Annotated in this window: 22 protein-coding genes; 6 read left to right on the plus strand and 16 right to left on the minus strand. The window is 58.7% G+C overall.

The features are described from left to right. Positions 1 to 4 precede the first annotated feature (4 nt). The 5 genes from DWF74_RS12315 to DWF74_RS12335 all read left to right on the plus strand — a co-directional run bounded on the left by DWF74_RS12315 (position 5) and on the right by DWF74_RS12335 (position 7,642). The gene (locus DWF74_RS12315) at positions 5 to 2,431 is read left to right on the plus strand and encodes a hypothetical protein (RefSeq protein ID WP_115581041.1); all 2,427 of its coding nucleotides are present in this window, start codon (positions 5 to 7) and stop codon (positions 2,429 to 2,431) included. A gap of 66 nt (positions 2,432 to 2,497) precedes the next feature. Then, positions 2,498 to 3,445 (plus strand): hypothetical protein, encoded by a 948-nt coding sequence (locus tag DWF74_RS12320; RefSeq protein WP_115581042.1) that lies wholly within the window; start codon positions 2,498 to 2,500, stop codon positions 3,443 to 3,445. A 13-nt stretch (positions 3,446 to 3,458) separates the two neighbouring features. Further along, positions 3,459 to 4,745, plus strand: coding sequence for a hypothetical protein (locus tag DWF74_RS12325; protein ID WP_115581043.1), 1,287 nt, complete (start codon positions 3,459 to 3,461; stop codon positions 4,743 to 4,745). A 3-nt stretch (positions 4,746 to 4,748) separates the two neighbouring features. Then, on the plus strand, positions 4,749 to 6,575 hold the full coding sequence (locus tag DWF74_RS12330; protein WP_115581044.1) for a hypothetical protein: 1,827 nt from the start codon (positions 4,749 to 4,751) through the stop codon (positions 6,573 to 6,575). A gap of 14 nt (positions 6,576 to 6,589) precedes the next feature. Further along, positions 6,590 to 7,642 (plus strand): hypothetical protein, encoded by a 1,053-nt coding sequence (locus tag DWF74_RS12335; protein ID WP_115581045.1) that lies wholly within the window; start codon positions 6,590 to 6,592, stop codon positions 7,640 to 7,642. Positions 7,643 to 7,738: 96 nt separating this feature from the next. On the opposite strand, the gene DWF74_RS12340 is transcribed toward DWF74_RS12335, so the two are convergent. Both DWF74_RS12340 and DWF74_RS12345 read right to left on the minus strand, forming a co-directional pair. Continuing rightward, positions 7,739 to 8,248, minus strand: coding sequence for a single-stranded DNA-binding protein (locus DWF74_RS12340; RefSeq protein ID WP_011063767.1), 510 nt, complete (start codon positions 8,246 to 8,248; stop codon positions 7,739 to 7,741). Between the two features lie 9 nt (positions 8,249 to 8,257). After that, positions 8,258 to 9,652: an MFS transporter gene (locus DWF74_RS12345; protein ID WP_102865263.1), complete on the minus strand. Its 1,395-nt coding sequence runs from the start codon at positions 9,650 to 9,652 to the stop codon at positions 8,258 to 8,260. A gap of 177 nt (positions 9,653 to 9,829) precedes the next feature. On the opposite strand from DWF74_RS12345, the gene uvrA reads away from it, so the two are divergent. Then, positions 9,830 to 12,664 (plus strand): excinuclease ABC subunit UvrA, encoded by a 2,835-nt coding sequence (uvrA, locus tag DWF74_RS12350; RefSeq protein WP_102865262.1) that lies wholly within the window; start codon positions 9,830 to 9,832, stop codon positions 12,662 to 12,664. 117 nt (positions 12,665 to 12,781) lie between these two features. On the opposite strand, the gene bfr is transcribed toward uvrA, so the two are convergent. The 14 genes from bfr to rplF all read right to left on the minus strand — a co-directional run bounded on the left by bfr (position 12,782) and on the right by rplF (position 21,511). Then, positions 12,782 to 13,246, minus strand: a complete 465-nt coding sequence (bfr, locus tag DWF74_RS12355; protein ID WP_025129396.1) for a bacterioferritin — start codon at positions 13,244 to 13,246, stop codon at positions 12,782 to 12,784. Between the two features lie 155 nt (positions 13,247 to 13,401). Further along, positions 13,402 to 14,850: a catalase gene (locus DWF74_RS12360; RefSeq protein WP_115581046.1), complete on the minus strand. Its 1,449-nt coding sequence runs from the start codon at positions 14,848 to 14,850 to the stop codon at positions 13,402 to 13,404. 176 nt (positions 14,851 to 15,026) lie between these two features. Next, a complete protein-coding gene (gene rplQ / locus DWF74_RS12365; RefSeq protein WP_007924175.1) occupies positions 15,027 to 15,413 on the minus strand; it encodes a 50S ribosomal protein L17 in 387 nt (128 codons plus the stop codon). A 42-nt stretch (positions 15,414 to 15,455) separates the two neighbouring features. Beyond that, the gene (locus tag DWF74_RS12370; RefSeq protein WP_007970428.1) at positions 15,456 to 16,457 is read right to left on the minus strand and encodes a DNA-directed RNA polymerase subunit alpha; all 1,002 of its coding nucleotides are present in this window, start codon (positions 16,455 to 16,457) and stop codon (positions 15,456 to 15,458) included. A gap of 22 nt (positions 16,458 to 16,479) precedes the next feature. Then, the gene (gene rpsD / locus DWF74_RS12375) at positions 16,480 to 17,100 is read right to left on the minus strand and encodes a 30S ribosomal protein S4 (RefSeq protein ID WP_115581047.1); all 621 of its coding nucleotides are present in this window, start codon (positions 17,098 to 17,100) and stop codon (positions 16,480 to 16,482) included. 18 nt (positions 17,101 to 17,118) lie between these two features. Next, complete coding sequence (gene rpsK / locus DWF74_RS12380; RefSeq protein ID WP_007924177.1) at positions 17,119 to 17,508, minus strand: 30S ribosomal protein S11; 390 nt, start codon at positions 17,506 to 17,508, stop codon at positions 17,119 to 17,121. Between the two features lie 30 nt (positions 17,509 to 17,538). Further along, on the minus strand, positions 17,539 to 17,895 hold the full coding sequence (gene rpsM, locus DWF74_RS12385) for a 30S ribosomal protein S13 (protein ID WP_003186020.1): 357 nt from the start codon (positions 17,893 to 17,895) through the stop codon (positions 17,539 to 17,541). A gap of 130 nt (positions 17,896 to 18,025) precedes the next feature. Next, entirely contained in the window at positions 18,026 to 18,142 is a 117-nt protein-coding gene (gene rpmJ, locus DWF74_RS12390; protein ID WP_002555468.1) for a 50S ribosomal protein L36, read from the minus strand. 24 nt (positions 18,143 to 18,166) lie between these two features. After that, on the minus strand, positions 18,167 to 19,495 hold the full coding sequence (gene secY / locus DWF74_RS12395; RefSeq protein ID WP_007924182.1) for a preprotein translocase subunit SecY: 1,329 nt from the start codon (positions 19,493 to 19,495) through the stop codon (positions 18,167 to 18,169). Continuing rightward, the gene (rplO, locus tag DWF74_RS12400) at positions 19,496 to 19,930 is read right to left on the minus strand and encodes a 50S ribosomal protein L15 (protein ID WP_007924183.1); all 435 of its coding nucleotides are present in this window, start codon (positions 19,928 to 19,930) and stop codon (positions 19,496 to 19,498) included. Positions 19,931 to 19,933: 3 nt separating this feature from the next. Continuing rightward, entirely contained in the window at positions 19,934 to 20,110 is a 177-nt protein-coding gene (gene rpmD / locus DWF74_RS12405) for a 50S ribosomal protein L30 (RefSeq protein ID WP_003176408.1), read from the minus strand. Positions 20,111 to 20,112: 2 nt separating this feature from the next. Further along, the gene (gene rpsE, locus DWF74_RS12410) at positions 20,113 to 20,613 is read right to left on the minus strand and encodes a 30S ribosomal protein S5 (protein WP_007924184.1); all 501 of its coding nucleotides are present in this window, start codon (positions 20,611 to 20,613) and stop codon (positions 20,113 to 20,115) included. A gap of 3 nt (positions 20,614 to 20,616) precedes the next feature. Further along, entirely contained in the window at positions 20,617 to 20,967 is a 351-nt protein-coding gene (gene rplR, locus DWF74_RS12415) for a 50S ribosomal protein L18 (RefSeq protein WP_003186037.1), read from the minus strand. 10 nt (positions 20,968 to 20,977) lie between these two features. Further along, entirely contained in the window at positions 20,978 to 21,511 is a 534-nt protein-coding gene (rplF, locus tag DWF74_RS12420) for a 50S ribosomal protein L6 (RefSeq protein ID WP_025129400.1), read from the minus strand. Positions 21,512 to 21,517: the final 6 nt, after the last annotated feature.

Below are 21,517 nucleotides of genomic sequence, written 5' to 3' on the forward strand. Positions count from 1 at the left end.
GCCCATGAGCGTCTTGAACTTTCCACGGATCTACCTCAACGGTTTCATGTTCTGGAACCCGCCAACCTTCAACAACAACGATGTGCTGCCGCTATACGACGCGGTGAAGATGCAGATGAACTGGCCTTTCCTGAACCGGTACGGGATCAACGACAAGAATGCCCCACAAACGCTGATGCCCTGGGGCATCACGCCGTTGGCCTACGAGAACGTCCCGGACTACGTGCTGCAGGTGCCCACCAACGGCGATCCCAACAACTACCCGATGATTCCCGCCGAGTGGGATCTGTTCGGCGACAATGCCTGCGGCACCGTGGACTACCAGCAGTTGCGCTCGGTGATCATCGGCGGGGAATCCAAGGTCGACAGCTACATCGACAGCGATCCGCTGATCAACAAGTCCTACCAACTGCTGGGCAACTCCTTCGGCAACCCGACCCCGACCGCCGCACGCTTCGTCGACGTCAGCCCCTGGCAGAACACCTTCACCGCCCTGTACTTCGACAAGTTGGTGCTCGGTGACGCCACCTGTGGCCTGACCCTGAAACACACGTACCGCATGCTCAACCGCTTTCTCGACTTCAACTGGGGCGCCTTTGGCGGCCTGGTCTACGTCACGGCCACCTGGCAGACCTGCTTTCCCAAGGACCAACTGGAATGGGTCATCGGCGACTCAAAACTGTTGAAAAACCTGCAGGATGAAATGCTCAGTCAGAACGCCCAGGGCCTGATGATCAGGTTCACCACCTACCTGACCGTCTATGACAAGAACGGCCTGTTCAACGACTTCAAGATCGTCAACAGCCATTCCCAGGCGCCCTGGGACATGTCCAGGCTGCAGATGCTCTATCAAATGGGCCTGGACAACCCGACCGAAACCTTCTTCAACCCGGCCTACAGCCGCACCGCTGGCACCCTTGGCCTGTGGTTCGCCAATGAGTTCCCCACCGCTCCGGCCGGCCAGCGCCTGGTGCCTAAGACTTCGGTGCCGTTCTACAAAAAGGTCCCGGACGATACGCAGATCCATGCGGATGAACAGTTGGTCAATCTGGGCGTGATCAGCGCCGAGCTCCACGGCGACACGCTGTCTCTGGATCTGGGCAATACCTTTCCGATCTACCCGGACGTCCATGATGGCCCGGCCGCCCCCGATCTGGATGGCCGCAACAACGCTGTTCCGGTCGCCGCCAAGTTCCACGTCGGCGACTTTGAGTTGGGGGTCCAGCAGGGCGGCAACTTCGAGCCCCTGACCAGCGTCAGCTACGAGCAATATCAGCAGAGCGCCTTTGACAAGCGTTCCGGCCTGCTGGACCTGCCCCTCGATACCAGCGCCCAGGCCCTGTTGAAAAACGGCAACCTGGCACTGCGCCTGAAGGGCACGGATACCATCGCCGCCGAACAGCAGATGTGGACCGCGGAAGTCATCGAGAGCGGCAGCTTCATCGACGTCGGTGACAGCCGGACGCTGAACATCATGGTGCAAAACAACGGCAAGCCCGCAACGGCCGGCACCACCTTGTGGGTCGCCGAGTACAACAACGCCTACATGCTGACCACCAGCAACTACTACCTGGCGTTCAGCAACCCGGCAGATTTCGTGCTGATCACTGACTATCCCAAAGCGCGTGCCAAGAACAAGCCGGGAATGCCCCAGTTCATCGGCGGTTCGCAGCATCCGAGCCTGTTAAGGGAGGGCAGTGGCAGGAGCCTGAGTGCCATGATCGTCAGGGGTTCCGCGTGCGATGAGCCGGTCAGCAACGCCATCACCTATCAGGAGTTCCTGAAAACCCCGGCCGCGGTCGATCTGAGGCCCTGCCTGAGGTTCGAGAACCCGCAAGCGATGAGCGGGCAACTGGATAATGACGCCGGCATGGGCGCCACCGTGAACTACAGCCTGACCCGCATCCAGACCAATGCCGACGGCATTGCCCAGTTGACGGTGCATGCCGTGGCGCCGGGCTTCCCCACTGTGCGGTTTTTCATCCAGGACGATCCGACGGGCATTCCGTTCAGCTTCTCCTACACCGGTGCCTTCACCGACTTCCTTTCGCCGCTGCGGGTGCTGCCGCAAGAACCGCAGATGCTCAAGGACTTCATCGACTACTGGAACGGCGTGTGCAAGTTCGACGACGCCAACGTGCGGATCTGGAACGGCTTCATCTTTCCGCAAATCCTCCAGCCCTTCTATTACCTCTACCCGATCATGAACAAGTACATGCCGCTCAACTCCCTGCAACGCATCGAGGGCGCGATCGAGCAGTTCATCAAACTGATCAGTAAGGAGTATCAGGAGGCCAGCACCCTGGCCATGCCTATCACCCGGGACTTGCCGCAGAGCCGTCGCCAGGTGCTGGAAATCTGGGCCAAGGACCTGGTGAGCACCGGCTACCCGCCGACCCAGCTGAACCTCGACGACTATCAGCAAGGCTGAGCCGCAACGGCCCCGCACTGGAACACCGGGCGACCTGGGTCGCCCGGCTTTGCAAAGGAGAGTCAGATGAACGCCAGTTTCTTCAAGCGCCTGCTGTTGGCCGCCACCCTGCTGTGCGCCAGCCAGACACTGTGGGCCCAGAAATACCCCGACAACGTCTACTTCAACATGGGCGTGCACAACACCAAGGGCTGCGACGCCCTGAACAACAACTGCGTGATCAAGCGCAAGGCCGGCGAGCCGACCGATCCGCTCTATCCGGCAACCTGGGTCAGTGACTGGACCATGTACCGGGTCACCGCCAACTACGAGAAGAACCCGCCGCCCTACAGCAGCCCGCCCAGCACCCTGCAACCTGCCGACTACACCGTGTCCCAGGGCAGCAGCTACTACGACAACGACTATGTCCCGGCCGACGGCGACGGCTCCGGGGCGATGATGGAGCACTACGAGAAATACTGCCTGCCGATCTTCCCGATCAAGGACAACAACTACACCTGCTCCTTCGTCTCCCTGGGTAACAAGGCCTACTTCCTCACCTACCCCGAGGACCGGCCCAAGGACATGCCGGCCTGCTGCCTGTTCTCGCCCATGAACCACCCGCCGCGCCGGGACTTCATCAAGCACCTGCCCTACAGCGCCGCCCGCAGCCAGCATCTGGACGGCAGCGTGCAGGCCTACGCCTTGGAGCTCAAACCCGGCAAAGGCAGCCCACCCATCCTCTTCGGCTATGCCTTCTACAAGCAGGCCACCAGCGACGGGCCGGGCCAACCGGCCTATCAACACCCGCAGTCGTTCTATTTCTCCGGTGATGCCAGCGTCGCCAACGCGCCCATCGTCAGCCAGAACTACCGCAACTGGAGCAATGCAAAGCCGGACCCGGCCAAGACCTGGGACCAGGTGGCGAAGATGTGCCCGGTCAACCCGCCTGACTGCCAGCTCTTCACACCACCGCCATCGCTGAAGAACGGTGCACGGCCACAGTGGAACCAACTTTCACCCACCCCGCAGTGACAGGAGCCGCCTCATGAACCATTGGAGCCGTTTCACCGCCCTGTTGTTGCTTGGCCTGGGCAGTCAGCAAGCCAGCGCCCTGCAACCCAGTGCAGCGGGGGCGCAAACCAGCTGCCCACCCACAGCAACGGTGCCTGCCGTCGGCGCCTCGCAGCAGGCTTTCGATCAATACAGCTGGCAGATGTTCATCAACCTGAACTGGCCGGCCCAGGCGGGGCAGCGCGGAGTGGCCGATTGCAGCAAGCCCCTGGGCAGCCCAGGCGATACCGTGTGGCAGACCTACAAGAGCGTCAGCGAGACCTTCCTCCCCGGGGCCAAGAATCCGGGCCCCTGGAACTCGCAACTGCCCCGCAGAAACCTCAGCCTGATCAACATTGCCGCGGTCAAGAACACTCAGGTGGTGCAAGCGGACAACCAGGCGGTGGGCGGCTGGCTGATTGATCAGCGCGGCAACCCGACCTACTACGACATCGCCGCCAACGAGGTCTCCTACAACTACATCGTCGCTAACGACTTCTACAACGCGGTGGTCGTCGATGCCGCGAAGAACATCGGCTTTCCCAACAACGCCGGCGAGATCAAGAGCAGCTGGCGCATCCTCACCAGCGCCGACGACAGCAGCCGCTATCTGACGATGAAGGCACTGGTCACCCAGTTCGACAGTCAGGGACAGCCCAGTGGCACCACCGAGGCCAACTTGGGATTGGTGGGGCTGCACATCATCAGCAAGGTGGAGGGGTTCCCGCAGTGGATCTGGTCGACCTTCGAGCAGGTCGACAACGTGCCGCCCAAGACCCAGCTGGGGGGCCGTTGGGTGGACCAACCGGCCTCGGGGATTTTCTACTCCTACTTCAACGCCAAGGCACCCGCCGAAAGCCTCAACCAGTCCCCGTGCCTGTGGCAGCAACAGGTGGGAAAGATGGTCTGTACGCCCAAACCCGGTAGCAGCTTCAGCACCCCTGACCCGCTGAACCGGGTCACCCCGATCACGGACGTCACCCAGCAGATCAATACCCAGTACCAGAGCGATCCGCAGGTACAGCAGAGCGTGTTCAAGTACTACCAGTTGATCACCACCCAACGCCCACAGTCGCCGGACAACCCCGGCAATCCGTTGGGGCAGCCAACGCCGTCGCTTTCGGCCAACGTCACCATGGAAAGCTACATCCAGACCAACAGCAGCTGCATGAACTGCCACTCCATGGCGGCACCGCTCAACAGCCAGTACAAGAGCGACTTCTCCTTCCTGTTCAGATTCGCCCAAGCCCCGGTCAGCAGCGTCACCAAGGATAAGGAATAGAACATGAGCATATTGAATGGACCCCGACTGAACTTCTGGGGCGGTATCTCCACCGACGTCAGCGTGCCGAACAACTCGCCGACCTTGCCCAACGGCATCACCACGTCCCTTGAGCTGTTCGACCTGACCACCTCGACCGTGGCGGACCAGGCCAAGACCTACAGCGATGAGCACCTGTACCAACTGATCAACGCCCCGGACCCGAGAATCGGCCCCAACAGCCGGTACACGGCCGGCGGCTGGAACCACTATGGCGAACACGTGGTGACACTGCACAAAGCGTTGATCAGTTCCCAAGGCACCCCGGGCAACATTGCGTTGGAAGGGGATATGGTCGGCCAACCGGTCTACCTGCTCGGCTCCGTTACACCCGGCACCGGACAAGGGCCCTACTCCGGCCCGATGATGGTCGACCTGGACCCCACAGCCAGCACCACGACCCAGATCTTTGTCGGAGGCCTGCAGATCGGCAACGGCAACACGCCTGAGCTACTGATTCGCTGGGATACCGTGTGCAGCAGTTTCGACCTCAACACTCGGGTGCTGGAGCCGGCAACCATGGACTCACCAGGTTCCTTCCATGCCAGCGGCACCTTTCAACTGACCTTTCCGCTGAGCAGCATCGTCAGCTACAACAAGGAAAGTGCCGGACTCAGGGCCCTGATCGAAGCGCCTAACGCGACTGGGATCGTGCTGCGTTTCGTGATGTTCGAAATGTGTCCGACCCTGACTACCGAGCAATTGAACGCCGACTACGCCGCCAACCAGTTCAGCCCGAACCCGAGCATCGGCCGAATCATCGGCACCCTGGCCACGGCGTTTACCGATGAGCCGCAAATCTGTCCGCCGGGCCGGCAAATCATCAATGCCGACAAAGACCTGAACATCAACAGCGTTGCCTATGCCGAGGTTGCCAACGGGCAACTGAGCATCGACATGGTCAACCTGATCCCCAAGCAGACGTTCAGGGCTGTACGCGACGACATCACCAGCCCCATCGGTCCCAACGCCGACTACGGGACCGTCACCATTGCGGCCGGAACGACGCCCCTGGCGAGCTTTGAGCCCAGCGACCCGCTGCTGCAGGACTACTACCGGTACGGCGGCATCATCGACGTGCCGCTCAACTCGACCCAGACACAGTTGGTGCAGAGCACGCCCTTGTGCATCAGTGCCCCCGGGACCACCCGCAACCCGGCGCTGTCGGCTCCCGAATGCCCGTATCGGGTCTACAGCGATCAGCGCAACACCTACCTGGACCCCGACAGCAGCGGCGTGCAGATCACCTTGCAAGTCCGTTACCTGGGAGCACCGGTACAGGAAGATACGCCAATCAGCATCGACGCCTCGGCGACCGCCGTCTATCAAGCCAATCGCTACTGGAACTTCCTGGAGCTTCCGAACTCGGTAACGGTACCGGCTGGTCAACCTTCGGTGAGCTTCAACGTCGTCCCCGTCGCCGGTTCCAATACCCAGGCCGGTTTCACCACACTGACCTACACCATCGACAACAACCCTCTGACCCAGAGCTTCAGCAACTTCCGCAAGTACGCCTGGAGCGACTTCGGCATTCCAACCGGCAGCATCGTCACCTGGGAGCAGGCGTTTCAAAACGTGCTGCGCTTTCATTACCTGGCCTTCCCTGCCATGTCGCGCTACATCCAGCTCAATCAACCCGACGCGGTGATGGGTTACAAACAGGCGATCCTGGCCCGGATATCCCCCGAGTACCAGAACACCACCTTGTACATGTCCGTGGTGCGTTCGATGTCGCCGAGCCAGCGCTCCCTGCTGACCGCCTATCTCAACGGCACGCCCTGGCAACCTTGAACAAGGAGAAGACCATGCCCGTTGCTTTACACATTCCCGCCCAGCCGGAACAGTTGCTGCGCTCAAGCAGCATCATCGCCCAGGGGCTGCTCAACCCTCGCGGTATCTGCGTGGAAAACGATGGCAGCCTGCTGCTGGTAGAAGCTGGCTCAGGCCTGCCGGACCAAGCGTTCAGCGGTCGCATCAGTCGCCTGCGACCAGATCCTCACGCCCCCGGCACCTACCTGCCACCCGAGGTTCTGGCCAAGGGTTTTCGCTCGATGAACATGCAGTCGCGGATGCTGCGCGATGAAATCATGGGGCTGTCGGACATTGCCTTCGGTACCGGGCGCTACCTGGCCAGCCAGACCGATTACGTCGCCGGTTCCAAGCTTCTGGACCTGCAATACAGCCCGCCCGAGCCGCTGTTCCACAGCCACGGCAACCTCAACTCATTGTGCTATCACCCCGCGCGCCAGAGCTGGCTGGCGGTCAAGCCCGATACCAACCAGTTGGTGGAGTTCACTCAGGGTGAGGAGCAGATCCTGGCCCAACTGCCCGACCTGGATCAGGGCCAGGAAGCCGTACCCGTGACCCTGGTGCATGAGCCACAGACCGACGCGGTGCTGATCAGCCTGTTCTCTGGCGAGCTGCACAGTGACCCGGCGCGAAAGGGCATCGACTTCGCCGACAAGGCGGGCCAGGTAATCCGGGTCTGGCCCGAGAGTGGCAGGATCGAGGTACTGATTCGCGGGCTGCAATTGCCCACCGGGCTGGCGCTGGACCCGCAGGAGCGGATTCTGGTGCTGGAACTGTGCGACCGGCTGTTGCAGCCCCTGCAACCCGATTGGTCCGGCGAGACCTTGCACGGAGGCTTTGCCCGCTTCAGTGGACGGCTGCTGCGCTGCGACCTGCAGCAACGCAGTGTGCAAGTGCTCGCCAACGAACTGGATACACCGTCCAATCTGTGCTGCGTCGAGGGGGCGGTGCTGGTGAGCGAAGGCATGGGCCTCAGTGGACGGCCGATTCCCACACCGGATCATCAGGTGGTTGCCCTGAGCGGTCGATTGCGCCGAGTGCAACTTTGAGCCCAATCCCAGCGCCTGAAAGGAAACAGTCCGGCATAAAAAAGGGGCCCTGTACGGGGCCCCTTTCTCATCGATACTGAATGCTCGAGGGAGCAATCAGAACGGAATATCGTCATCGAAGCTGTCGAAATCCGGTGCCGGCTGCGGAGCGGCCTGCTGTGGCGCCGGACGCGACTCACGCTGTGGCTGCGGAGCAGGACGGGACTGCTGAGGACGCGGTGCCGAGTTGGACATGCCGCCCTGGCCTTGCTGGTCGCCCTGTGGACGGCCACCCAGCAGCTGCATGGTGCCTTGCATGTCGACAATGATCTCGGTGGTGTAGCGCTTGATGCCGTCTTTTTCCCACTCGCGAGTCTGCAGTTTGCCCTCGATGTAGACCTGGGAACCCTTGCGCAGGTACTCACCGGCAATCTCAGCGACCTTGCCGAACATCGAAACACGGTGCCACTCGGTGCGCTCGACCTTCTGACCGGTCTGCTTGTCGGTCCACTGTTCGCTGGTGGCCAGACTCAGGTTGGTCACGGCGTTACCGTTAGGCAGATAGCGAACTTCGGGATCCTGGCCGCAAGTACCGACCAATATGACTTTGTTAACCCCACGGGCCATAACGTTCTCCTAGGCTTCGCGCGGCGACGGCGCTGAGTTGACCAACTGCTCGAGCGTCGCGCGATCCAATAATTCGGTGTCCAATTTGATGTAAATGGCAGCCTCTTCGGCCACCACCACGGCATCTGTTACTCCAGCGACGGCTTTCAGGCGCTCAACCAGACCAGCTTCGCGGATCGCTTCAGGCGATAACGGCAAGCGCAGGCTCGTCACATATGGAGGCTCGCGCATGGTAACAGCAAAGCCCAACCAGAGTGCAGCCAGACCTGCGCATCCAAGGAACACAACCGACAAACCGCCATGCTGGAACAACCAGCCGCCGAGGATGCCGCCCAGTGCCGAACCGAGGAACTGGCTAGTGGAATACACCCCCATCGCCGTGCCCTTGCCGCCTGCCGGCGAGACCTTGCTGATCAGCGACGGCAACGACGCCTCCAGCAGGTTGAATGCGGTGAAGAACACCACGGTGCCGATCACCAGCGCCCGCAAACTGTCGCCGAACTCCCAGAAGAATAGCTCGGTGAGCAGCAGCGTACTGACCGCGCCGAGCAGAACTCGTTTCATCTTGCGTTTTTTCTCGCCATAGATGATGAACGGGATCATGGCGAAGAAGGAAATCAGCAACGCGGTGAGGTAGACCCACCAGTGCTGTTCCTTGGGCAAACCGGCCTTTTCCACCAGTGCCAGGGGCAAGGCGACGAAGCTCGACATCAGCATGGCGTGCAACACGAAGATACCAAGATCCAGGCGCAGCAGATCGGGATGCTTGAGGGTCGGGATCAGCGCTTGGCGCGCCACGCCGGACTCGCGGTGCTGCAACGGGCCGGTGGAGCGCGGGACCATGAAAGCAACGATCAGGATGCCCACCAGGGCCATGGCACCCGTGGCCAGGAACAGCCCCGACAGACCAAAGCTGCGGGTCAGCAGCGGACCGACCACCATGGCCACGGCAAAGGACAGGCCGATGGTCATGCCGATCATGGCCATGGCCTTGGTCCGGTGCTGCTCGCGGGTCAGGTCCGAAAGCAGCGCCATCACTGCGGCGGAAATCGCCCCGGCACCTTGCAGGATTCGTCCGGCGATCACGCCCCAGATCGAATCGGCATTGGCCGCCAGCACGCTGCCCAGGGCGAACACGATCAACCCCAGGTAAATCACTGGGCGACGACCGATACGGTCGGAAATGATGCCGAAGGGAATCTGGAAAACCGCCTGGGTCAGACCATAGGCGCCAATCGCCAAGCCGATCAAAGCCGGGGTCGCTCCTGCGAGATCCATTCCATAGGTCGCCAGGACCGGCAGTACCATAAACATGCCAAGCATACGGAAGGCGAACACCAGGGCCAGACCGCTCGCTGCGCGGGTCTCGCTGCCACTCATGCGTTCGCTGTGGGGATCGTGCATGGATAAACCTCATGTGAACCGGCGGCGATTCTACCAGTCCGATCGATTGAGGGGGTATATGGCGACGCTTTGCCGCGCAGCCCCAACAGCGAGCAAAAAAGCACCGCATGATAGTGTGCATCCATCCAGTGTTTGGTTTTATACTCCTGCCTTTACGCCCGCCGATCGAGGCCACTTTTGGACAAGATTCTGATTCGTGGGGCCCGCACCCACAACCTGAAGAACATCGACCTGACCCTGCCGCGGGACAAGTTGATCGTCATCACCGGGCTGTCTGGGTCCGGCAAGTCGTCCCTGGCTTTCGACACGCTTTATGCCGAAGGCCAGCGCCGCTATGTCGAATCGCTGTCGGCTTACGCCCGACAGTTCCTGTCGATGATGGAAAAGCCCGATGTCGACACCATCGAAGGGCTGTCGCCGGCGATATCCATCGAACAGAAATCCACCTCTCACAACCCGCGCTCCACCGTCGGCACCATTACCGAAATCTACGATTACCTGCGCCTGCTCTATGCTCGCGTGGGCACCCCGCGCTGTCCGGACCACGACATTCCGCTGGAAGCCCAGACCGTCAGCCAGATGGTCGACCTGGTGCTGGCGCAGCCCGAAGGCAGCAAGCTGATGCTGCTGGCCCCGGTCATTCGTGAGCGCAAGGGCGAACACCTCTCGGTCTTTGAAGAGCTGCGGGCCCAGGGCTTCGTGCGGGCCCGGGTCAACGGCAAGCTGTTTGAACTGGACGAGTTGCCGAAGCTGGATAAACAGAAGAAGCATTCCATCGATGTGGTGGTCGACCGCTTCAAGGTGCGTGGCGATCTGCAGCAGCGTCTAGCAGAGTCCTTTGAAACCGCGCTGAAACTGGCGGACGGGATTGCCCTGGTAGCGCCGATGGACGACGAGCCGGGGGAAGAGATGATCTTCTCCGCGCGTTTCGCCTGCCCGATTTGCGGTCATGCCATCAGCGAACTGGAACCCAAGCTGTTCTCCTTCAACAACCCCGCCGGCGCTTGTCCTACCTGCGACGGTCTGGGGGTCAAGCAGTTCTTCGACATCAAGCGCCTGGTCAATGGCGAACTGACCTTGGCCGAAGGGGCGATTCGCGGCTGGGACCGACGCAACGTCTATTACTTCCAGATGCTCGGTTCACTGGCCTCTCATTACGGCTTCAGCCTGGAAGTGCCGTTCAACCAACTGCCGGCGGATCAGCAGAAGGTCATCCTGCACGGCAGTGGCACCCAGAACGTCGACTTCAAGTACCTCAACGACCGGGGCGACATCGTCAAGCGCTCCCACCCCTTCGAAGGCATAGTGCCGAACCTGGAACGGCGCTATCGGGAGACCGAATCGGCCACCGTCCGTGAAGAGCTGGCCAAGTTCCTCAGCACCCAGCCCTGTCCGGATTGCCGTGGCACGCGCCTGCGTCGCGAGGCTCGCCATGTCTGGGTCGGCGAGAAGACCCTTCCGGCGGTCACCAGCCTGCCCATCGGCGATGCCACGAACTACTTCGGTACGCTGAAACTCACCGGACGCCGTGGTGAGATTGCCGACAAGATCCTCAAGGAGATCCGCGAGCGCCTGCAGTTCTTGGTGAACGTCGGGCTCGACTACCTCACCCTGGATCGCAGTGCCGATACCCTGTCCGGCGGCGAAGCTCAGCGTATTCGCCTGGCCAGCCAGATCGGTGCCGGCCTGGTGGGGGTCATGTACATCCTCGACGAACCATCCATTGGCCTGCACCAGCGGGACAATGATCGGCTGCTGGGGACCCTGAAACACCTGCGGGATATTGGCAACACCGTAATCGTGGTTGAACACGACGAAGACGCTATCCGCCTGGCCGACTATGTGGTGGATATCGGCCCGGGCGCCGGTGTGCACGGTGGCCGTATCGTCGCCGAAGGCACGGCTGCTGAAGTCATGGCGCACCCGGACTCGTTGACCGGCAAGTACTTGTCGGGCCGGGTGAAGATCGTGGTGCCGGCCAAACGTACGCCGCGCAACAAGAAGCTGTCCCTGACACTCAAGGGCGCTCGCGGCAACAACCTGCGCAATGTCGACCTGGAAATTCCCATCGGCCTGCTGACCTGCGTGACCGGGGTTTCCGGCTCGGGCAAGTCGACGCTGATCAACAACACCCTGTTTCCATTGAGCGCCACAGCATTGAACGGTGCCACGACCCTGGAGGCAGCGCCTCACGACAGCATCAATGGTCTGCAGCACCTGGATAAGGTCGTGGATATCGATCAGAGCCCGATCGGTCGTACTCCGCGCTCCAACCCAGCCACTTACACCGGGCTGTTCACGCCGATCCGCGAGTTGTTCGCTGGGGTTCCTGAGTCCCGTTCCCGAGGCTACGGGCCTGGACGCTTCTCCTTCAACGTCAAGGGTGGACGCTGCGAAGCCTGCCAGGGCGATGGCTTGATCAAGGTCGAGATGCACTTCCTGCCGGACATCTACGTGCCCTGCGATGTGTGCAAGAGCAAGCGCTACAACCGCGAGACGCTGGAGATCAAGTACAAGGGCAAGAGCATCCACGAGGTGCTGGAAATGACCATCGAGGAGGCCCGCGAATTCTTCGCTCCCGTCCCGGCCCTGGCGCGTAAGCTGCAGACCCTGATGGATGTGGGCCTGTCCTACATCAAGCTCGGTCAGTCGGCTACCACGCTGTCTGGCGGCGAGGCTCAACGGGTCAAGCTGTCACGCGAGCTGTCCAAGCGTGACACTGGCAAGACCCTGTATATCCTCGATGAACCGACCACTGGGTTGCACTTCGCGGATATCCAGCAATTGCTGGACGTCCTGCACCGCCTGCGTGATCACGGCAACACAGTGGTAGTGATCGAGCACAACCTGGATGTGATCAAAACGGCCGACTGGCTGGTGGACCTGGGGCCGGAAGGCGGCTCCAAAGGCGGCCAGATCATCGCCGTCGGCACCCCGGAACAGGTAGCGGAAATGCCGCAGTCCCACACCGGGCACTACCTCAAGCCGCTGCTAAGCCGCGATCGAGCCTGAGCCCCATGAAAAAGCCCCTATCATCTCACGGTGACAGGGGCTTTTTTACATCTCAGGCTTGACGCATCTACCGTAGGAGCGAGCTTGCTCACGAACCGGTATCCACGCCTTATGCAGTCAGAACTGCGACTGCAGGTAGTTCTCCAGCCCGATGGATTTGATCAGGCCCAACTGCTTCTCCAGCCAGTAGGTGTGATCTTCCTCGGTATCTGCCAACTGGATACGCAGAATGTCGCGGCTGACGTAGTCCTTGTGCAGTTCACACAGCTCGATGCCTTTGCACAGCGCAGCGCGAACCTTGTATTCAAGGCGCAAGTCGCTGGCCAGCATGTCCGGCACCGTGGTCCCGGTGTCGAGATCGTCAGGACGCATGCGCGGCGTGCCTTCGAGCATCAGAATGCGGCGCATCAGGGCATCGGCGTGTTGCGCCTCTTCTTCCATTTCGTGGTTGATACGCTCGTAGAGCTTGGTAAAGCCCCAGTCTTCGTACATCCGCGAGTGGATGAAATATTGGTCGCGTGCTGCCAGTTCGCCCGTCAGCAACGTGTTGAGGTAATCGATTACGTCCGGGTGACCTTGCATCGCCCTACATCTCCCTGCTTGAAAGTCGATAGTGTGAACCAAGCTGACTTGCAGGTCACTTAGAAATAACCGAAAAAGTGAAGATTATCTGAGAAAAGCAGTATAAATAACGCAAAAACCGCCCAAATGAGGGCGGTTCTGCTTCTTATTTAGACTTACTTGAGCGATACACCCAAAGCCTTGGCAATACCCTCGCCGTAAGCCGGGTCAGCCTTATAGAAATGTTGCAGCTGACGATCAACCACATCAGCAGTCACTCCAGTCATGGCACCGGCAATGTTGTTGATCAACAGAGCCTTCTGCTCATCATTCATCAAGCGGAACAGAGCTCCTGCATGACTGTAATAGTCGGTGTCTTCGCGATGATCGTAGCGGTCTGCGCCACCGCTAAGGGCAAGGGGCGGTTCTGCGTAGCGTGGAGCCTGCTTAGGCGCATCGCTGTAGCTGTTGGGCTCGTAGTTCGGCGCAGCACCGCCATTGCTTCCGAAAGCCATGGAGCCGTCGCGCTGATAGCTGTTCACCGGGCTCAGCGGCGCATTCACTGGCAGTTGCTGGTGATTGGTACCAACGCGATAACGGTGAGCATCGGCGTAAGCAAACACCCGGCCCTGCAGCATGCGATCTGGAGAAAGCCCGACCCCTGGCACCATGTTGCTTGGTCCGAAAGCGGCCTGTTCGACCTCAGCGAAGTAGTTCAGCGGATTGCGGTTCAACTCCAACTCGCCAACCTCGATCAACGGGAACTCCTTCTGCGACCAGGTATTGGTCACATCGAACGGGTTCTCATAGTGCGCCGCGGCTTGCGCCTCAGTCATGATCTGGATGCACACGCTCCACTTCGGAAAGTCGCCGCGCTCGATCGCGTTGAACAGGTCGCGCTGAGCGTAATCCGGATCGGTACCCGCCAGACGTGCAGCCTCTGCCGGCGCCAGATTCTTGATGCCCTGCTTGGTCTTGTAGTGCCACTTGACCCAGTGCCGCTCGCCCTTGGCGTTGATCAGGCTGTAGGTGTGACTGCCAAAGCCGTGCATATGACGGTAACCGTCTGGAATGCCCCGATCGGAAAACAGAATGGTTACCTGGTGCAGCGCCTCAGGCGAATGCGACCAGAAGTCCCACATCATCTGAGCACTTTTCAGGTTGCTCTGAGGAAGGCGCTTCTGGGTGTGGATGAAATCGGGAAACTTCAGCGGGTCACGAATGAAGAAGACCGGGGTGTTGTTACCCACGATGTCCCAGTTGCCTTCTTCGGTGTAGAACTTAAGGGCAAAGCCGCGGGGATCGCGCTCGGTGTCAGCCGAACCACGCTCGCCGCCTACTGTAGAGAAACGCAGGAAGGTCGGAGTTTTCTTGCCAACCGCTTCAAACAACTTGGCACTGGTGTATTGGGTGATGTCGCGAGAGACCGTGAAAGTGCCGTAGGCACCCGAGCCCTTGGCGTGCACGCGACGCTCAGGGATATTCTCGCGATTGAAATGGGCGAGCTTTTCGATCAGGTGAAAATCGTCGAGAAGCAGCGGGCCACGAGGGCCGGCGGAACGGGAATTCTGGTTATCAGCGACAGGAGCGCCACTAGCGGTAGTAAGAGTTTTGGTCTGGCTCATGCACAATCTTCCTCTGTCAGTCTGTGAAACTGCCGGCTAATCGGCTGACGAAGAGTATTGACCAGCAGTGTTACAAGATCCAATGCATTACACATTAGCTAACGATAGAAATATCTAATACATACAGATACAAAAAACCGGGCACTAGGCCCGGTTCCTTGTTTCAGACTGACGTCTTACTCAGCGGATACAGCTTCACCGCCGACAGCACGATCAACCAGTTCAACGTACGCCATAGGAGCGTTGTCGCCAGCGCGGAAACCGCACTTGAGGATGCGCAGGTAGCCACCCTCACGGGTAGCGTAACGCTTGCCCAGGTCGTTGAAGAGCTTACCAACGATAGCTTTCGAACGAGTACGGTCGAAAGCCAGACGGCGGTTAGCCAGGCTGTCTGTCTTGGCCAAAGTGATCAGCGGCTCGGCAACGCGGCGCAGTTCTTTAGCTTTCGGCAGTGTAGTTTTGATCAGCTCGTGCTCGAACAGCGACACCGCCATGTTCTGGAACATGGCCTTGCGGTGCGAGCTGGTGCGGCTCAGGTGACGCCCACTTTTACGATGACGCATGGTTCATTCCTTACCAAACACAACGTTCGGTGATTACGACGATCAGGCAGTCGCCTTGTCGTCCTTCTTAAGACTTGCAGGCGGCCAGTTGTCGAGGCGCATGCCGAGGGACAGACCGCGGGAGGCCAGAACGTCCTTGATTTCGGTCAAGGATTTCTTGCCCAGGTTCGGAGTCTTCAACAGTTCTACTTCGGTACGCTGAATCAGGTCGCCGATGTAGTAAATGTTTTCCGCCTTAAGGCAGTTAGCCGAACGTACAGTCAGTTCCAGATCGTCAACCGGGCGAAGCAGGATCGGATCGATCTCGTCTTCCTGCTCGACTACCACTGGCTCACTGTCACCTTTGAGGTCGACGAACGCAGCCAACTGCTGTTGCAGAATGGTTGCAGCACGACGGATAGCCTCTTCAGGATCCAGAGTACCGTTGGTTTCCAGATCAATAACCAGCTTGTCCAGGTTAGTACGCTGCTCGACACGGGCGTTTTCCACCACGTATGCGATACGGCGAACCGGGCTGAACGAAGAGTCAAGCTGCAAGCGACCAATGCTGCGGCTTTCGTCTTCATCGCTCTGACGCGAGTCGGCCGGTTCATAACCACGACCACGAGCTACTACGAGCTTCATGTTCAGGGCGCCGTTAGACGCCAGGTTAGCGATTACGTGATCGGGGTTAACGATCTCGACATCATGATCCAGCTGAATATCGGCAGCGGTAACCACCCCCGAACCCTTCTTCGACAAGGTCAGCGTAACTTCGTCACGGCCGTGCAGCTTGATAGCCAGACCTTTAAGGTTCAACAGGATTTCAATTACGTCTTCCTGTACACCTTCGATGGCGCTGTACTCGTGGAGCACACCGTCAATCTCGGCCTCGACTACTGCACAGCCGGGCATTGAGGACAACAGGATGCGGCGCAGCGCGTTGCCCAGGGTGTGGCCAAAACCACGCTCGAGAGGCTCGAGGGTGATCTTGGCGCGGGTTGGACTGACAACCTGCACATCAATGTGGCGGGGTGTCAGGAACTCATTTACCGAAATCTGCATGGATGCACCTATTTTCTAGCCCTTACTTGGAGTAGAGCTCGACAATCAGGCTTTCGTTGATGTCGGCGGACAGATCACTGCGAGCTGGAACGTTCTTGAAAACGCCCGACTTCTTCTCAGTGTCTACTTCTACCCATTCTACGCGGCCACGTTGAGCACACAGATCGAGAGCTTGGACAATGCGAAGTTGATTTTTTGCTTTCTCGCGAACAGCAACCACGTCACCAGCACGAACCTGGTAGGACGGAACGTTAACGGTCTGACCGTTTACGCTGATCGACTTGTGCGATACCAGCTGACGGGACTCGGCACGAGTAGAACCGAAGCCCATGCGGTATACAACGTTGTCCAGACGGGATTCGAGCAGTTGCAACAGGTTTTCGCCGGTTGCGCCCTTCTTGCCAGCTGCTTGTTTGTAGTAGCCGCTGAATTGACGCTCGAGCACGCCGTAGATACGACGAACTTTTTGCTTTTCACGCAGCTGAGTACCGTAGTCGGATTGACGACCACGACGCTGGCCGTGGATGCCAGGAGCTGCTTCGATGTTGCACTTGGATTCGATAGCGCGCACGCCGCTCTTCAGGAAGAGATCGGTGCCTTCGCGACGAGCCAGTTTGCATTTTGGACCAATGTAACGAGCCATTCTTTACAATCTCCTGGATTACACGCGGCGCTTCTTCGGCGGACGGCACCCGTTGTGCGGGATTGGCGTCACGTCGGTGATGCTGGCGATCTTGTAGCCACAGCCGTTCAAAGCGCGGACTGCGGATTCACGACCTGGACCTGGCCCCTTGACGTTAACGTCGAGGTTCTTCAGGCCATATTCCAGCGCAGCTTGACCAGCACGCTCGGCAGCTACTTGAGCAGCGAACGGGGTGGACTTGCGAGAACCGCGGAAACCCGAACCACCGGAGGTTGCCCAGGAAAGAGCGTTACCTTGACGGTCGGTAATGGTCACGATGGTGTTGTTGAAAGACGCGTGGATGTGGGCGATGCCATCAACCACTGTCTTTTTAATCTTTTTACGAGGACGAGCAGCAGGTTTTGCCATGACTAAATTCCTGTCGATTCGCTGGTGCGATTACTTGCGGATCGGCTTACGCGGACCTTTGCGAGTACGCGCGTTGGTCTTGGTACGCTGACCGCGCACTGGAAGACCACGACGATGGCGCAGACCGCGGTAGCAGCCCAGATCCATCAAGCGTTTGATTTTCATGTTGATTTCGCGACGCAGGTCACCTTCAGTGGTGAACTTCGCCACTTCGCCACGCAGCTGTTCAATTTGCTCGTCGCTCAGATCCTTGATCTTCGCAGCTGGGTTGACCCCAGTCACTGCACAGATTTTCTGCGCAGTAGTGCGACCAACACCATAGATGTAGGTCAGCGAGATAACAGTATGCTTGTTATCTGGAATGTTAACGCCTGCAATACGGGCCATTCAGTGGGACTCCAATTGACAGCTACCTACGCCCCGGAAGCCAAGAAATAGGGCGCGAGATAATATCGCTGTAATAACAAATAATCAACCCGGCAGCGCACTAGCTGCCGGGCTTGAAGCACAATCACACTCAGCCTTGGCGCTGTTTGTGACGCGGTTCCGCGCTGCAAATTACTCGAACAACACCTTCGCGGCGAATAATCTTGCAGTTACGGCACAGCTTTTTCACCGATGCACGAACTTTCATCACCAACTCCTCGAACCTTATGGATTAGCGCAGCATGCCGCTGCCGTAACCCTTCAGGTTGGCTTTCTTCATCAGGGATTCGTACTGGTGGGAAACGAGGTGCGATTGTACTTGCGACATAAAGTCCATAACAACCACGACCACGATCAGCAACGAGGTCCCGCCAAGGTAGAACGGAACGTTTGCAGCAACCACCAGGAACTGGGGCAACAGACACACGGCCGTCATATATAGAGCACCGAACATGGTCAAGCGGGTCAGAACGCCATCAATGTAGCGCGCCGACTGCTCACCTGGACGGATGCCCGGAATAAAGGCACCGGACTTCTTCAGGTTTTCCGCTACGTCTTTCGGATTGAACATCAACGCCGTATAGAAGAAGCAGAAGAAAATAATCCCTGCACTAAACAGCAGAATATTCAACGGCTGACCAGGAGCGATCGACTGCGAGATGTCCTGCAACCAGCCCATACCTTCAGACTGACCGAACCAGGCACCCAACGAAGCCGGAAACAGCAAAATGCTGCTCGCGAAGATAGCAGGAATTACACCGGCCATATTCACTTTCAGCGGCAAGTGGCTGGTCTGCGCAGCAAAAACCTTGCGGCCCTGCTGACGCTTGGCGTAGTGAACAGCAATACGACGCTGGCCACGCTCAATGAACACCACAAAACCGATAATCGCTACTGCCAGCAAACCGATCGCAACCAAGGCAAAAATGTTGATATCACCCTGACGCGCAGACTCGAAAGACTGCCCGATCGCTCTCGGAAGACCGGCGACGATACCTGCGAAAATCAACATCGAGATACCGTTGCCAACACCACGCTCAGTAATCTGCTCACCCAGCCACATCATGAACATCGCACCAGCCACAAACGTGGATACCGCGACGAAATGGAAGCCAAAGTCACCAGTGAACGCAACGCCCTGCCCTGCCAGACCAACGGACATGCCGATGGCCTGAACCAGAGCTAGGACGACAGTGCCGTAGCGGGTGTACTGGCTGATCTTGCGACGGCCAGCTTCACCTTCCTTCTTCAACTGCTCCAACTGCGGACTGACGGCTGTCATAAGTTGCATGATGATCGAAGCCGAGATGTACGGCATGATCCCCAGTGCAAAAATGCTCATCCGCTCCAGCGCGCCGCCGGAAAACATGTTGAACAAGCTAAGAATGGTCCCCTCATTCTGTCGAAACAGGTCTGCGAGTCGGTCCGGGTTGATACCTGGAACCGGGATGTGTGCGCCTATTCGGTAGACGATAATCGCCAGGAACAGAAAACGCAGACGAGCCCAGAGTTCAGACATACCGCCTTTGCCGAGCGCAGAGAGAGCACCTTGCTTAGCCATTTATTCCTCGAACTTGCCGCCAGCTGCTTCGATAGCCGCACGCGCACCTTTGGTGGCTGCGATACCCTTGATGGTCACAGCGCGAGTAACTTCGCCGGACAGCATGATTTTCACACGCTGAACGTTCTGGTTAATCACGTTGGCATCTTTCAGGGACTGCACGGTAACGATGTCGCCTTCCACTTTGGCCAACTCGGACAGACGCACTTCTGCGCGGTCCATGGCTTTCAGGGAAACGAAACCGAACTTCGGCAGGCGACGATGCAGCGGCTGTTGACCGCCTTCAAAGCCTGGAGCGATGGTGCCACCGGAGCGGGAAGTCTGACCTTTGTGACCACGGCCACCAGTCTTACCCAAACCACTACCGATACCACGGCCCGGACGATGCTTTTCGCGACGGGAACCCGGCGCTGGACTCAGATCATTGAGTTTCATCGATTAACCCTCGACACGCAGCATGTAGTAAGCCTTGTTGATCATCCCGCGGTTCTCGGGAGTATCTTGGACTTCTACAGTGTGACCGATGCGACGCAGGCCCAGACCCTTAACGCACAGTTTGTGGTTAGGGATACGGCCGGTCATGCTTTTGATCAGCGTTACTTTAACGGTAGCCATGATCAGATGATCTCCTGGACGCTTTTGCCACGCTTGGCGGCAATGGATTCAGGGGACTGCATAGCCTTCAAACCTTTGAAAGTGGCATGAACCACGTTTACTGGGTTAGTCGAGCCGTAGCACTTGGCCAGAACGTTCTGAACACCAGCAACTTCAAGGACAGCACGCATAGCGCCGCCAGCGATGATACCGGTACCTTCAGAAGCAGGCTGCATGTACACCTTGGAAGCGCCATGAGCGGACTTCATAGCGTACTGCAGAGTGGTGCCGTTCAGATCAACTTGGATCATGTTGCGGCGAGCAGCTTCCATTGCCTTCTGGATCGCAGCAGGCACTTCACGCGACTTGCCACGGCCGAAGCCAACACGGCCCTTACCATCACCAACCACGGTCAACGCGGTGAAAGTGAAGATACGGCCGCCTTTAACGGTTTTGGCTACGCGGTTAACTTGAACCAGCTTCTCGATGTAGCCTTCGTCGCGCTTTTGGTCGTTATTTGACATAACTTAGAACTCCAGCCCAGCTTCACGAGCAGCATCAGCCAGCGCCTTGACGCGGCCGTGGTACTTGAAGCCAGAGCGGTCGAAAGCCACCTGCGAGACGCCAGCGGCTTTTGCACGCGTAGCGACCAGCTGGCCAACCTTAGTGGCCGCGTCGATGTTGCCAGTGGCGCCATCACGCAGTTCTTTATCCAAAGTCGAGGCACTCGCCAAGACTTTGTTGCCGTCGGCCGAAATGACCTGGGCGTAGATGTGCTGCGAAGAGCGGAACACGCAGAGACGCACGACTTCGAGTTCGTGCATTTTCAGGCGTGCTTTGCGAGCGCGACGCAGTCGAGTAACTTTTTTGTCGGTCATTTGCTATGCCCTACTTCTTCTTGGCTTCTTTACGACGGACGACTTCGTCCGCGTAGCGCACACCTTTACCTTTGTAAGGCTCTGGTGGACGGAAGTCGCGGATCTCAGCGGCCACTTGACCTACCAGCTGCTTATCGATGCCCTTGATCAGGATATCGGTCTGGCTAGGAGTCTCAGCGGTGATGCCTTCCGGCAGTTCGTAATCCACTGGATGCGAGAAGCCGAGGGCCAGGTTCAGCACTGTGCCTTTTGCTTGTGCCTTGTAACCAACACCGACCAGTTGGAGCTTACGCTCGAAGCCTTGGCTAACGCCTTGGACCATGTTGTTTACCAGAGCACGAGTGGTACCGGCCATTGCACGAGTTTGTTGGTCGCCATTGCGAGCAGCGAAACGCAGCTCACCAGCTTCCTCAACAATTTCAACGGACGAGTGAACGTTCAGTTCGAGAGTGCCCTTGGCACCCTTCACCGAAAGCTGTTGGCCGGCGAATTTAACTTCGACACCAGCTGGCAGCTTAACGGGGTTCTTAGCGACGCGAGACATGCTTAT

Origin of the sequence: Pseudomonas protegens (genome assembly GCF_003363755.1) — a bacterium.
GTDB classification, from domain to species: Bacteria; Pseudomonadota; Gammaproteobacteria; order Pseudomonadales; family Pseudomonadaceae; genus Aquipseudomonas; species Aquipseudomonas danubii.

Coding starts and splice junctions, on each gene's coding strand:
- DWF74_RS12345 (WP_102865263.1), bottom strand. CDS start 9,652: ATGCACGATCCCCACAGCGAACGCATGAGTGGCAGCGAGACCCGCGCA.
- rpsM (WP_003186020.1), bottom strand. CDS start 17,895: ATGGCCCGTATTGCAGGCGTTAACATTCCAGATAACAAGCATACTGTT.
- DWF74_RS12325 (WP_115581043.1), top strand. CDS start 3,459: ATGAACCATTGGAGCCGTTTCACCGCCCTGTTGTTGCTTGGCCTGGGC.
- DWF74_RS12315 (WP_115581041.1), top strand. CDS start 5: ATGAGCGTCTTGAACTTTCCACGGATCTACCTCAACGGTTTCATGTTC.
- rplR (WP_003186037.1), bottom strand. CDS start 20,967: ATGACCGACAAAAAAGTTACTCGACTGCGTCGCGCTCGCAAAGCACGC.
- rplQ (WP_007924175.1), bottom strand. CDS start 15,413: ATGCGTCATCGTAAAAGTGGGCGTCACCTGAGCCGCACCAGCTCGCAC.
- rplF (WP_025129400.1), bottom strand. CDS start 21,511: ATGTCTCGCGTCGCTAAGAACCCCGTTAAGCTGCCAGCTGGTGTCGAA.
- secY (WP_007924182.1), bottom strand. CDS start 19,495: ATGGCTAAGCAAGGTGCTCTCTCTGCGCTCGGCAAAGGCGGTATGTCT.
- rpsE (WP_007924184.1), bottom strand. CDS start 20,613: ATGTCAAATAACGACCAAAAGCGCGACGAAGGCTACATCGAGAAGCTG.
- rpmJ (WP_002555468.1), bottom strand. CDS start 18,142: ATGAAAGTTCGTGCATCGGTGAAAAAGCTGTGCCGTAACTGCAAGATT.
- DWF74_RS12335 (WP_115581045.1), top strand. CDS start 6,590: ATGCCCGTTGCTTTACACATTCCCGCCCAGCCGGAACAGTTGCTGCGC.
- DWF74_RS12340 (WP_011063767.1), bottom strand. CDS start 8,248: ATGGCCCGTGGGGTTAACAAAGTCATATTGGTCGGTACTTGCGGCCAG.
- rpmD (WP_003176408.1), bottom strand. CDS start 20,110: ATGGCTACCGTTAAAGTAACGCTGATCAAAAGCATGACCGGCCGTATC.
- rplO (WP_007924183.1), bottom strand. CDS start 19,930: ATGAAACTCAATGATCTGAGTCCAGCGCCGGGTTCCCGTCGCGAAAAG.
- DWF74_RS12320 (WP_115581042.1), top strand. CDS start 2,498: ATGAACGCCAGTTTCTTCAAGCGCCTGCTGTTGGCCGCCACCCTGCTG.
- rpsD (WP_115581047.1), bottom strand. CDS start 17,100: ATGGCTCGTTACATTGGTCCAAAATGCAAACTGGCTCGTCGCGAAGGC.
- rpsK (WP_007924177.1), bottom strand. CDS start 17,508: ATGGCAAAACCTGCTGCTCGTCCTCGTAAAAAGATTAAAAAGACAGTG.
- DWF74_RS12360 (WP_115581046.1), bottom strand. CDS start 14,850: ATGAGCCAGACCAAAACTCTTACTACCGCTAGTGGCGCTCCTGTCGCT.
- bfr (WP_025129396.1), bottom strand. CDS start 13,246: ATGCAAGGTCACCCGGACGTAATCGATTACCTCAACACGTTGCTGACG.
- DWF74_RS12370 (WP_007970428.1), bottom strand. CDS start 16,457: ATGCAGATTTCGGTAAATGAGTTCCTGACACCCCGCCACATTGATGTG.
- DWF74_RS12330 (WP_115581044.1), top strand. CDS start 4,749: ATGAGCATATTGAATGGACCCCGACTGAACTTCTGGGGCGGTATCTCC.